Genomic DNA, 12,403 nt, shown 5'->3' with positions numbered 1-12,403 from the left:
AGAACACACTAGAAAAACGCTTCAGTTTAGTTCAACCTCCACGGCCCACAACAAATAAGCTTGGCCAGACAAGCACACTAGCGGCTAAAGCCTCCTCCATATAACATTCTAACTTATAATCTCACGGCCTTACGAGACCAACCTTGTATTTCATTCTTACCTGTCATTTAATCACTGCAGAATTTTCAACACATTTTTCGGGCAAACCTTGCCTATCGCAACCAAACATTCGTACCAAACGAAATGCAAATGGACAAACAAATATGCATTCATTAAAAATAGTGGCCACATCAATACTTTTAGCAGGCTGCATTTCTGAAAGTTACGCAGAGAGTAAGTTTTATGCTGGACTGGAGCATCGGCATGACTCCATTAATGGCAACCTGAGCGCAGGCCTTAACGCCGAAATTTTAAACGGCGACACAATACATACCCAGCACTATGAGTCCTCGGAAATACAACCTAAATCATACAACTCATGGGGCATTTACTTGGGGTACGAATTTCGACCCAACGTTTCAGTCGAAGCGGGATACTCTCAAAGTAACAATCAGAAAAAATATTTTGACGACCCAAATGTTGGTCTATCACATGGAATTGGCGAGGTTCAACTCAAACACTTAAGCATTGATCTGCTAGGTAAATATAATCTCAAAAAATACGACAAAATAAGCCTAATCGGCAGTCTAGGAATAAGTTCAAGGGAGGTAGATTCTTATGTTCAGTATGAAACAGGCGGCGGCTGTATAAATGAGATGAACTGTAATGCTAACGTAACAAATAAAGATAGCGATAGCAGTACAAACACACGACTTCAGTATGGAGTTGGTTTTCAATACAGTCTTGGCAAAAGTGCCTCTACACGACTTATGCTAAAACAACGCATCAATGATCCCGCCGAGTCAAGCTACGCCCTATCTCTTGGAGCACAGTATCATTTTTAACAAATAATATAATTCAAATAAAGCAGGCGCTTAAAGCACATTCATTACTTTAGGCGCTCTTTTCTAAGTTCGAAATTAGGTTGCCAGATTAAGTGAGACTGATAGATCTAGATATATTTTAGGCGAAGACAGCTCAAAGTTTCATTCTAAACCGTTAATCAATGCTCCATCTATCTCCGGCAGATTTAAAAATCAGGTGCTGACTTGTATGTCAGTAACTTACATATTCACCAAAAACATAGAAGCTTTTTTGGCATTTGAAAACGCTTACGCCCGACTCTTAAAATTGACGCCAGACTAAAAATCTCTGGCAGCTCCACAATTTCTGTATCCCGCTTTTACTCTCCGGCATACCGATATACTCAATTGACTCAACCTTTAAATCAGTATGTTTTAGCTTGGAACAGAGCTTTGACGGCTACACTTACTCGGTTTCAGCAACCCGAAATAGTAAGAGTCGAAAATACTGCCTTTTAAATTGCTTCTCAGGAGCCAATAGCTAGTTCGTATGCTACAAGTACTTATCGCTAGCCTATCCCGTGATTCACGCCGATACATGTCGGCACCAACCTCCCAGATGGCCTGGCATCCAATCTTCCATCACGCAATGACGATATCGATTTAATCAAGAGGAGAGGTTTATGGCACTGAGTTCATTGCCCAAAGCGGCTTTTTTACTACTGGCGACGCTTGCGCTGACTTACTCTACGTTGACGATTTCCGATAGCCACACCAAAAAAGAAAAAGGTCCACCAGCGGTCAAACACGGGGATGTCGAGAAGGCGTGGTCTAATGCGGGAAACGGCCAGCGAATTACCGTATTTACCGCCGATTTAACCACTGCAAATGAAAATAAGCTCGGTAAAAAAGTCAACCCACAAACCCCTAAAGATGCACAGGGTTTCTTTATTGGCGCCTACAACAGTCTTACCCATAGAATGAGATTTATGCTTGGCTACAGCCATTTGTCCAAGGGCGGGGTGAGCATGTCGCATTTTCATATGCAATGTAAAGGTGATGGCAAAGAGCCGCCTATTTGTAAACCGGGCCAACCCAGTGGCCCAATTATCCAGACTATCTGCGGGATGCCCACACACCCCGGTATGATGTCCGATTGGCCCAAGACCCAGGCGGACAAAGGCAAACACACCCTGGCAGAAAAATGTGCTGAGGGCACCAATGGCTATATTATGGGTATATGGACGGTAGAAGAGCCTTATCGCAAGGGGCTTATGGAAGGCAAGGTCTTCGTTAATCTACATACCCCGCTGGACCCCAAAGGCGAGGTCTCCGGCCTGTTAACCAAACAGTAGTGTCCTGCACCGCTGGGTTCACTGGTGCTAAAATACGCTGGAAAAATAAGGTTCGACTGGACCCTGCTATCTCAATAGCAGGGTCCGGTTTTCGTACTCAATCTATCAATTATCGACTCTGAAAAATCAAAATTTTGCCGTAAGCATTAACCAAAGCTTATCGGTATCTATGCTGTAATCCTCCGCATCGTAACTTGCATACTTTACCAACGCAGAGAAAGTGTCATTAAATTTATGGCCGTAACTGATATTCCACTCGGTGCCGTAATCCGCTGAACCTTCATTAGCCGTAAAGCTGTGATAAGTAATACCCAAATCACCACCGGCCAGTTCCAGCTTGGCTCCCAGATATAAATCCTCAATGCCATCTGCTGGGGTTTGCAGGAACTGATCCGTATAACCTTGGAATTTGTGTAGCGTCGCCAGTGGTGTGCTGAAACCAACACCGCTATCTGAACCCAATACTTCATAGCCCAGTTTGCCTTTAACCGGCCCCAGAGGAGCACTAATTTCAGCTAAGTAATAATCAGCAGCAAAATCACTGGGATTACTGCCAATATCCTCCTGGCGCGCATAACTCAGCTCAGCTGCAAACAGAGCAAAATCCCCCCGGTAAGCGGCACCAAAAGTGCGGGCGGCAAAGCTTGCTGCGTTATCCAGGTCCAGGTTGTAGAAGAAGGCACTCAACTGATGCTTTTCTGCCAGTGGATAGCTGGCATGCAGTAGCTGAATATCCCCATCCAAGTCTGACTGAGGGCTATCTTCACCGAAAATACGATTGACGTTGTAGATATAGCTGTAATCCAGCTGCAACTGGCCCTCCCCGCCAAACTGGTAGCGTAAGCCGTCATAAGTCTGCTCGTTCTGACGCCAGCCTACACCGCCAATAAAGCGCTGGTCATCCAGATTAATCCGCTGCCGTCCGACGATAATTTTACTGTTGCTGCCGCTGTACTTTACATAGGCCTGATTGACCTCAGTGCCCTGAGGGTCAGCAATTACCGGGTACTCAGTATTGCCATTCACTGTAGAGTTGTAATTGTCGTTACCGATTTCACTGACGTTATCCATTTCAAGCAATACATCGAAGCCACGGTAGCGGCCACTGGTCCAGTTCAGGCGGGTCCGCAAAGTCGAAGCGATGGCAATATCGTCTATAGCATCTTGCTCAACATGCTCGACCCGATAGCGAAGGTTCACGCCTACCTCTCCGGAAGTTAGTGCATCCGTTAAGGTGGCAGTTTCATTTTCTGCCGCGAGTGCCTGAGAGGCAGAAGCTCCGAGGATGATAGCCGCGACTGCGGTGGATAATTTCTGTTGGTTCATTCGCCGCTCCTTTACAAAACTATTTTGGGTGAAAGGCAACTGCACGAATATGATCGAAGTTATTGCCGACCACAGCAGTTATCCCAGCGCGAGTGCATTATGCAAGCGGAGTAGCAAGCGATTTATTGATATACATCAAATAGAAGCCTCGCCTTCATCAATATTAGCGAACTATTTTTGTCAGGTTTATTCGGCGAATAAAAATTTTTGAATAAAAAAAGTGTTTGCGCGAAAGGAGAAAAACTAAAAACAACTGCAATCAACAAAACTCGATAAAATTATTTTCCAGCATCGCAATCGGAAGTAATAACCATTAAAAAATTATGAAAATAGTTTCAAACGTTAAAGATTATATTCAAATTTAGTCCAGGAAAAATCAGTAGGAATCAAGCATATCTGAGCGGCGAACCCTCTTGGCAGCTTCACAACCAAGTTCAGTATCGCAAACGTTGATCGGATTCGAAGGCATCGGGTCTTATAGGGGGGGCGATAACCCCCAGGGAGTGGCAGGGTAGCAGCCTTCGGTTTGAATTTCTCAAGGCCCCGGCTGCCCCCGCACACACAGGGGCAATCTATGTAACCTATTGTTTTTAAAGGGTTTTTTCAATCAATCTACTCAGACAAGCCGCTGCTGGTATATCTTTTCGGTTAAAGCTTCTCTACCAGCACTCGCCACCGATCCTCTCCCTCTTGACGCAGATCGATAGTCGCTCCCGTTAACTGGCGCACCACTTCAATATTGGTTAACAGATGCAGACTCGGCTTCAGGGTGGTAAAGCTGCCGCCAGCTCCCAGTACCAGTGGGAGTATCAGCTGGTCGGCCAGATGTTCACCCACCGCTACACCGGCGTGTATATAGCGCTGCATCTGTCGAATCGCGCGATCGGCAACGCGCTCGGCACTGGTCCCCTGCTCAGCCATAGAATCAAACACTTCGGTCAACTGCTGGGATTGCAGGCGCAGAGAGAGCACATTGCCCGGCCCCTGAGATTTCACCTGCCTTTGGTGCAGGCGCTCCGACGGCCACTGGCACTGCTTGCGCACCCGCGCCAACTCCCGCTCGGCCACATGAGCGGGGATATGAGCCGAGGTGGCCACGGCTTCACGCTCCAGAAATTCGCCACGCTCGGTCAACGCCAGTGGCGACCACTGCGATAGCGGTTGGATGCGGGCATGCCAGGAACCACCGCCGGCCGGATAGAAGCCGTAGCCATCCAGAGCCACGTCTACACAGCCCCCCATACGCGCCAACAGGGGTAAGTAGGTCCGGGCAATAAAATCGAAGCTGGGTGCTTTTTTATTATGGGTACCGCCTTCAAAGTGCAGCTCGCTAATCCCATCGGTCAATAGCAACGGTAACAATACGGTTTGAAAAACCAAGCTGGTACTGCCGGCAGAACCGATAGGAAAATGGTAGCTACCGGGGCACACCTCTCCCGGTGCAAAAGTAATTTCCGCCGCACCCAACTGCTCACCGCTAACCTCGGCGCCACTAATCTCTTTGGCTGCACGCAAGCAGGCGAGGTGCTGGCGCAACAAACCGGGCTTTCTACGGCCGGCGCGAATATTTTTTATTCGCACCGGCATACCCAAACACACAGACAAAGTGAGGGAAGTCCGCAAAATCTGTCCGCCGCCCTCCCCCTGGGCGCCGTCTATCTCAATCACTATCTTATTCCTTAAACTTACAGCTTTATTGGCGGGCGCGCCTATCCGGTGGGGCGCAACTTCACCAGTTCATTCATTACCCCATCGAGGCCGCCGTATACAGAGATTTTGTCGATACGACTGCTGACCCGCTCCAGGGCTTCCAGCTCCTTTAAGCGCAGCAGTACCGGGTTGTTGTCCATCAACTTGGCGGTATTGTGCAGAGAGCGCATCGCCTGGGTTTCTTCACGGCGCTTGATCAGGTTTGCCTCAGACTCCTTCTGCGCTTCGACCACCTGATTGAGGATCATCTTCATATCACCGGGCAGGATAATATCCTTGACCCCGACACTGGCGAGCTCAATGCCATACTGCGCCAGCTTGTCGCGAATACCCGTGGCAATCACGATATTCAGACGGTCTTTATCCGCAAGTAAGCTATCCAGTGTCTGGGTACCCACCGCCTCCCGCAGGTGCAGTTGCAATTCGCGGTAAATAAATCCCGTACTATCGCTGAGCTTGAGTGCTACTTTTTTCGCATCGGTGATTTTGTAAGCGCCGGTCAGGTTAATGCGCAGGCTGACCCGATCCTTGGTCAGGATTTCCTGGCCGCTGACCTCGATAGTTTTCAGGCGCAAGTCCAGTACCTTGACCTCAATAGAGCGGTTGTATTTCCAGTAACCGTAACAACCGGGCTGTAGCACTTTTTCCAATTTGCCGTTGACCATTAACAGACCCACGTGCTCATCGGGAATCTCGTTGTAGCTGACCGCCTGTAGGGCGCTGCGCATTTGCCCGGCGCGAACGCCGCGCCCCAGCAACCCCAGGACTTTTTTATCGATGGTGTACTCCTCAGAAATGTCCACCACTTCCACACGCACCGACTCACCACCTCTCCACACTGCACGGAAAGTGCCGGGGGGCAAAATATCCACCAGGTGGTTATCCCGATAAAATAGTCCCACCTGGTGATCTGACAACTCGTAGGATTGCAAGTATTTGCCGAGGGTTTCACCATAGGTCTTCAGCAGAAATTTGGCTTTTATTTCCCCAAAAATCACATCGGTAATATCGTAAGTCTCTGCCCTTACGTCACCGGACAGGAGCGAGATGCGATGGCTGCCGGGCGGCAACACCCCTTCAAAACGGTTGCGGCGAAATAGCAGCACTCGCTCGCTATCCGCAACGTCTACGTTCTTCCATATTTTGAACAGAGATATCATGGCTATTATCTTTTATTCCATTTTTATACTGCGCTACCCCTCAGGGCCGCAAAAGTGGGGCCCGTCCAGCAACAGGGGGGCAATCGTTTGTACCGAGCGAGGCCGGACGGCAGAGGATTCACAAGCTTCTCCAGCGGGCTCCCCCTGAGCCCCCAGCCACACTCCCTGGCCTGGAGAAACTATCGCAAATCTTGCCGCCGGGCCGCACAGGGCAGACCCGCGATCAACAGCGCTGTTGCCGGAGCACTTCCGCGATAAACGGCTAAATCCCATTTACCGCACCGGGAGGCTACCGGGCCCCGGGTAGATTTTTAACGGGGAGTTGAACCCCAGGCTCTCGCCTTTCCACAAGGTCGTTTGGAGGACGACGGAACTTTGGCAGGATTCGAACCTGCTACCGATCGATGATTATCGACTGCTCTACCCAATGAGCTACAAAGTAGGCGTTTGAGCTTCTAACCCGTAGGTACACCTGCCACCAGCGGCGGTGGTGCCGGGCCGGGATTCAGAACCGGCTCCGCTAACGGGCCAAAGGCCTCAAACTCAGTTGCAACCGCCCGGCAAATTCGCCCAGCGGCCCGCATGCTTTAGCAATTCTTGAAGTGCGGCCTATCCCTGGCCTAGACAGCGTCAGCCTTTGACGCAAACTACCTGCTTGAGGGTATACACGATTTCCACCAGGTCTTTCTGTGCTGCCATCACCTTTTCAATAGGTTTATAGGCCGATGGGGTTTCATCGATCACACCCTCGTCTTTGCGGCACTCCACATCAGCGGTGGCCGCGCGGTGCTCCTCCAGGGAGACCAGCTTTTTGGCCTTGGTGCGGGACATCACCCGCCCGGCGCCGTGGCTACAACTACAGAAGCTTTCCTCGTTACCCAGCCCCCGCACAATAAATGACTTAGCGCCCATACTACCGGGAATAATACCCATTTCACCGGTACGCGCTCTTACAGCCCCTTTGCGGGTTACCAACACATCCCTGCCGTAATGGTGCTCGCGGGAAACATAGTTGTGGTGGCAATTCACCGCTTCCATACGCGCCTCAAACTCCATTCCCAGGGCCTGCTTTACCGCACCGATAGTACGCTCCATCATCACCTCACGGTTGATGCGGGCAAATTCCTGCGCCCACTCCACCGCCTGCACATAATCATCAAAGTGCTCGGTACCCTCGGGGAAATAGGCCAGGTCGCTATCTGGCAAATGAATATGCCAACGCTCCATATCCCGCTTGGCCTTCTCAATAAAATAAGTGCCAATTCGATTGCCCACGCCCCGGGAGCCGCTGTGCAGCATCAACCACACACTGCCCCGTTCATCCAGGCACATCTCGATAAAGTGATTACCGGTGCCCAAGGTTCCTAAGTGATTGATATTATTGGTATTTTTTAATACCGGGTGGCGTTCTTTGAGCTGTTCGAACTGAGCCGCAAGCGGCGTCCAGCCGACCAGTACATCCTCGGGCGTATCGGCCCAAGCCCCTTTGTCACGCCCCCGTTTACCGCGAAACCCACCAGTGCGGCCGTGGGGCACTGCGCGCTCGATGGCGCTGCGCACCCCAGCCAGATTGTCCGGCAGTTGTGCCGCCGTCAGGCTGGTGCGCACCGCCATCATGCCGCAACCAATATCCACCCCTACGGCAGCGGGGATTACCGCCCCCAGAGTTGGGACCACGCTGCCAATGGTGGCGCCCTTGCCCAGATGTACATCGGGCATCGCCGCCACCCACTTGTGCACGAATGGCATCTGCGAAATATTTTTAAGCTGCGCTTTGGCTTCCTCTTCAAAGGGCACGCCCAGGGTCCAGGATTTAATCGGTACCCCACCTGCCTGCATCACTTCATATGGCATTGGCTTCATCTCTCGCTCCTTTTGAAACCGCGCTTGGTATTCATCTGTTTCGTTTGGTTATTGATATAGCGAATGGAGTGCCAACTTTTACAGAGAATTGAAAATTTTTTGTAACTTATTGTTTTTAAAGGATTTATTTTTAAATTGGACAGTTTTTAGAAGGCTAGTCGTGATAACTCAATCATAAAAATCTATCTTTTTTGATAGATAAATAATATTTTAGATAGTATGAAAACAATCGCTATCAGTATTCTCGGCATCAGCAAGGACCGGCGCGGCAAAGGCGACAAGCGCTGGGACAAGTGGCGCCCGAACATCTCCATGTGCCAACACGATGATCTGTTGATCGATCGGCTGGAACTTCTCTTCGACAACCACTCGAAAAACCTGGCCGACCAGGTCACCGAGGATATTGCGCGAGTCTCCCCTGAAACCGAGGTGGTTCACCACCGGATAAATTTCGCCGATCCGTGGGATTTCGAGAGCGTGTACAGCAACCTGCTGGATTTCGCCCGCGCCTACAACTTTAAGCCGGACGATGAACAGTATCTGGTGCATATCACCACCGGCACCCATGTGGCCCAGATCTGCCTGTACCTGCTGACAGAAGCGGGCTATTTCCCCGGGCGTCTGCTGCAAACCTCCCCGGCGCGCAAGCACAGCAGCTTGCCGGGCGAGTACCAAATCATCGATTTGGATCTATCCAAATACGACCAGATCGCCTCGCGCTTCCAGAGGGAACACCAGGAGGGCACCACCTACCTAAAGGGTGGAATCGAGACCAACAATCTCGCCTTTAACCAGATGATCGAGCAGCTGGAGCAGGTCTCGATCCGCTCCGACGCCCCCATACTGATTACCGGCCCCACAGGGGCGGGCAAATCCCAGCTGGCCCAGCGCGTCTATGAATTGCGCAAGCAGCGCGGCAAGCTGGAGGGTGGTCTGGTAGCGGTAAACTGCGCCACCCTGCGCGGCGAAAATGCGATGTCCGCCCTGTTCGGCCACCGCAAAGGCGCCTATACCGGGGCCACCACCCACCGCCCCGGTTTGCTAATGGAAGCGGATAGGGGCCTGCTGTTTCTCGATGAAATCGGTGAGTTGGGATTGGATGAGCAGGCCATGCTATTGCGTGCGATTGAGCACAAACGCTTTATGCCGTTCGGCTCAGATAAAGAAGTAAGCAGTCACTTCCAGTTGATTGCCGGTACCAACCGGGATCTGGTACAGCTCTGCCAAGAAGGTAAATTTCGTGCGGACCTGCTCGCCCGTATCGACCTGTGGACCTACCGATTGCCCTCCCTGCGCGAGCGCCTTGAAGACCTGGAGCCCAATATCGATTTTGAACTGGAGGCCTTTTCCAGAAAGTCCGGGCACCTGGTCAGCTTTAATAAAGCCGCACGGGAAAAGTACTTGAGCTTTGGGCGCTCATGCGAGGCCAGCTGGTCTGCAAACTTTCGCGATCTTAATGCCAGTATCCTGCGTATGGGTACCCTCGCCGATGGTGGGCGTATCACGACTCAGGTAGTGGAAGAGGAAATCCATAGGTTGCGGATTAAATGGCAGGGTACACAGAGCCAATCATCACTACCCCTCCAACGCCTGGAGAGACTACTTGGCCCTGACATATACCGCACCATAGACTATTACGACCAGATCAAGCTGGCTACTGTCATCCAGGTCTGCGAGACATCCAGTTCAATGGCGGAAGCCGGACGCAAACTTTTCCACGTCAGTCGCAAGGAAAAAAGATCCAATAACGATTCCCAACGGGTGCGCCAGCTACTAGAAAAATACCACCTAAATTTTTCCATGCTATGCAAGTGGCACAAAAATAATAAGTGTTAAATTAGCCACAGTTGGGAAAAGAATAGTGCTACACCCAAAAAATACAAGCGCTTACAAATGGCGTAAAATTTGCCATTTATCCCAAGTAAGAAGATGAAACCTAAATAGCCACTGAGATATGATGCCCCCGTGAAAAACACATGGATTAGAAGGAATTACCCATGGCGACATATCAAAGCATTGCGCTCAATGAAATTGGCCTTATTGTCAGAGGAAAAGAAAATGATGCACACAGTCCCGGCGTGCTTGATCAACATGCGGACTGTATACTGCCAAATGGGCAACCCATTGGCTTTTTTGGTGAGGGAGGCGATGTCTCATCAGGACCATCAGGATCATCAGGATCACTGTTTAAGAGCTCTATCCCCTCTTGGGCAAATGGTCCTTCAGCATCATTCAACAAATCCGGTTTAAATATGAAAGGCCTAGTAGCCGACTATGACGACATGCTTAAAATACGCCCTTATTATGTCAATATTAATTCGGCAAAATTATACAATATTAAATCTACTGCAATATTAATTGAGGTATCAGAGCCTCAAGCCACACTGTTTAAATCTTTTTGGTACAACCTTAAAATCTCACCCGGCGCCTTTAATATGCTCGGGGGAAATTGTTCAAGCAAGGCAGCCAAAGCCTTTAATTATGCAAAAGTTCTCAATAAGGATATTCCGGGGCTTGACACGCCAGACAACCTTTATAAGCACCTAAAAGCCAAATTTAAAGATAAATGTACAATTCTGAGTGGGTTTATTGGTGCACACCCTATCAGCGGAGACAAATATGACCTTGTTTTCGAATAGATTAAAAAAAATTTTATTTCCCACGCTATCAATTATAGTATTGGGGTTATTCATCGGAGGAAATGCAATGTCTGAAGATATGGAATTAAAATGGGAATGGCCCGCCGCTCGCAAAGCAGAAAAAACTATTGTTATTGAAGTGACGACTCTGAAACCTGTAGGCAGTGGTTTATTCGGCCTTAAGAAAACACCTTCATTTGCTGCCAATATTCCAGACCCCATTACCATATCTGGAATAATTCAGGAGCAAGATTCCCCATTAGATGGAAAAACCCTAAAAATTACCGCCCCAAAACTGGAATTAGGCTCATTAAAGACAGGGGAGTATGCAACCTTAGGCATTATCAATAATGATGTATGTATTTGTATTGTGTCCGGTAAAGAGACTCAAGAACAGGGCAATATATTGAATTGCCAGTAGCCATGGGAAACAACTTGTTGTTTTTAATAGGCTCCTTGTGCGGAGCCTACTTTGTATATTTACTGATCCTTTTCTTTTTGCAGAATCAGCTTATCTTTCCTGGCAGAAAAACAAGCCTTATCGGTCAATTAAGGTATATTCATTACCAGCAAAAAATTATCACTCATGATAAGAAAACTCTATACGGATGGACAATTTATACTAAAGAATATACACAGAAAAAAAGTCCTATTCACTTAATCTATTTTGGCGGCAATACAGAAGAGGTGAGTACAACCCTGGAATTACTACTGGAATTTGGTTGTGATGCTATAACCACTTTTAACTACAGAGGTTACGGAATTAGTGAAGGTAACCCCAGCGAGAAAGCCTTACTGGGCGATGCTATTACTATTTATGATACTATCAAAAAAAATGATCCCAAGGCAAAGCTGGTTGTGATGGGGCACAGCCTTGGCAGCGCCATTGCGGCTTATTTGACCAAAGTTAGAAAACCCGGCTACCTGATACTCTGCTGTCCCCTCCACAGCATAGAGAAAATTGCTATGGAGAGCTACTATGTGCCCAAATTTTTAGTAAGGCAAAAATTCACTTTGGCGAAATATGCAAGACATATACAGGCGAAAGTATTGGCACTTATCGCTAAAAATGATTCGGTTATTCCATATAAACACTCACTACAGGCACTAAAACAGCTACCGGAAAATAGTCAAATAGAAGAAATAGCAAGTACAGACCACAATGAGGTATTGTCATCGACAAGGAGCAGAGAAACTGTAAGGCATTTTATTAAAAGTATATCCTGAGTTCTTTAAATACCACACCATTAAAAGGTATCCATTTACAACCTGCCAGAGCCCATCTACTACAGAGCTAAAAGAAAAGTATTTTCAGCGCTTAAAGCCGAATATAATTACACCTCTGACATATTATCATCGGTACCCATACCTTAAACACTAGCAGCATATATTTTCCCCTCTTTACTTTATCCCACTGCCTATATTTTGCAGATAAAAACCATTAGAAA

General features: G+C 48.6%; 10 protein-coding genes. 6 read left to right on the top strand and 4 right to left on the bottom strand.

The window, feature by feature from the left end:
- Positions 1-143: 143 nt before the first annotated feature.
- Complete coding sequence (locus ACJJIK_RS15810; protein WP_444943308.1) at positions 144-944, top strand: porin; 801 nt, start codon at positions 144-146, stop codon at positions 942-944.
- A gap of 641 nt (positions 945-1,585) precedes the next feature.
- Positions 1,586-2,257, top strand: coding sequence for a CHRD domain-containing protein (locus ACJJIK_RS15805; RefSeq protein ID WP_444943307.1), 672 nt, complete (start codon positions 1,586-1,588; stop codon positions 2,255-2,257).
- Positions 2,258-2,383: 126 nt separating this feature from the next.
- Here ACJJIK_RS15805 and ACJJIK_RS15800 read toward each other — a convergent pair whose 3' ends face one another.
- The 4 genes from ACJJIK_RS15800 to ACJJIK_RS15785 form a co-directional block, all read right to left on the bottom strand.
- Positions 2,384-3,583 carry an alginate export family protein gene (locus tag ACJJIK_RS15800; RefSeq protein ID WP_444943306.1) on the bottom strand — a complete coding sequence of 400 codons (1,200 nt, stop codon included), beginning with the start codon at positions 3,581-3,583 and terminating at the stop codon, positions 2,384-2,386.
- A gap of 648 nt (positions 3,584-4,231) precedes the next feature.
- Positions 4,232-5,251 carry an RNA 3'-terminal phosphate cyclase gene (gene rtcA / locus ACJJIK_RS15795; RefSeq protein ID WP_444943305.1) on the bottom strand — a complete coding sequence of 340 codons (1,020 nt, stop codon included), beginning with the start codon at positions 5,249-5,251 and terminating at the stop codon, positions 4,232-4,234.
- Positions 5,252-5,292: 41 nt separating this feature from the next.
- The gene (locus ACJJIK_RS15790; protein WP_444943304.1) at positions 5,293-6,453 is read right to left on the bottom strand and encodes a slipin family protein; all 1,161 of its coding nucleotides are present in this window, start codon (positions 6,451-6,453) and stop codon (positions 5,293-5,295) included.
- Between the two features lie 630 nt (positions 6,454-7,083).
- On the bottom strand, positions 7,084-8,316 hold the full coding sequence (locus ACJJIK_RS15785) for an RtcB family protein (RefSeq protein WP_444943303.1): 1,233 nt from the start codon (positions 8,314-8,316) through the stop codon (positions 7,084-7,086).
- Positions 8,317-8,535: 219 nt separating this feature from the next.
- On the opposite strand from ACJJIK_RS15785, the gene rtcR reads away from it, so the two are divergent.
- From rtcR to ACJJIK_RS15765, 4 genes are all read left to right on the top strand, one after another.
- Positions 8,536-10,152 carry an RNA repair transcriptional activator RtcR gene (rtcR, locus tag ACJJIK_RS15780; protein ID WP_444943302.1) on the top strand — a complete coding sequence of 539 codons (1,617 nt, stop codon included), beginning with the start codon at positions 8,536-8,538 and terminating at the stop codon, positions 10,150-10,152.
- Between the two features lie 161 nt (positions 10,153-10,313).
- A complete protein-coding gene (locus ACJJIK_RS15775; protein ID WP_444943301.1) occupies positions 10,314-10,955 on the top strand; it encodes a hypothetical protein in 642 nt (213 codons plus the stop codon).
- A 67-nt stretch (positions 10,956-11,022) separates the two neighbouring features.
- Positions 11,023-11,376, top strand: coding sequence for a hypothetical protein (locus ACJJIK_RS15770; RefSeq protein ID WP_444943300.1), 354 nt, complete (start codon positions 11,023-11,025; stop codon positions 11,374-11,376).
- 14 nt (positions 11,377-11,390) lie between these two features.
- On the top strand, positions 11,391-12,182 hold the full coding sequence (locus tag ACJJIK_RS15765) for an alpha/beta hydrolase (RefSeq protein ID WP_444943299.1): 792 nt from the start codon (positions 11,391-11,393) through the stop codon (positions 12,180-12,182).
- The last annotated feature ends 221 nt before the right edge of the window (positions 12,183-12,403 follow it).

This window comes from Microbulbifer regidiadema (SeqCode) (assembly GCF_052466995.1).
The sequence above is the reverse complement of the archived record's forward strand: the minus strand, read 5'-3'. Positions and strand labels throughout refer to the sequence as shown.

Excerpts from the sequence above, each read along its gene's own strand:
- ACJJIK_RS15805 (WP_444943307.1), top strand. The coding sequence starts at position 1,586 with ATGGCACTGAGTTCATTGCCCAAAGCGGCTTTTTTACTACTGGCGACG.
- ACJJIK_RS15800 (WP_444943306.1), bottom strand. The coding sequence starts at position 3,583 with ATGAACCAACAGAAATTATCCACCGCAGTCGCGGCTATCATCCTCGGA.
- ACJJIK_RS15790 (WP_444943304.1), bottom strand. The coding sequence starts at position 6,453 with ATGATATCTCTGTTCAAAATATGGAAGAACGTAGACGTTGCGGATAGC.
- ACJJIK_RS15785 (WP_444943303.1), bottom strand. The coding sequence starts at position 8,316 with ATGAAGCCAATGCCATATGAAGTGATGCAGGCAGGTGGGGTACCGATT.
- rtcR (WP_444943302.1), top strand. The coding sequence starts at position 8,536 with ATGAAAACAATCGCTATCAGTATTCTCGGCATCAGCAAGGACCGGCGC.
- ACJJIK_RS15775 (WP_444943301.1), top strand. The coding sequence starts at position 10,314 with ATGGCGACATATCAAAGCATTGCGCTCAATGAAATTGGCCTTATTGTC.
- ACJJIK_RS15770 (WP_444943300.1), top strand. The coding sequence starts at position 11,023 with ATGTCTGAAGATATGGAATTAAAATGGGAATGGCCCGCCGCTCGCAAA.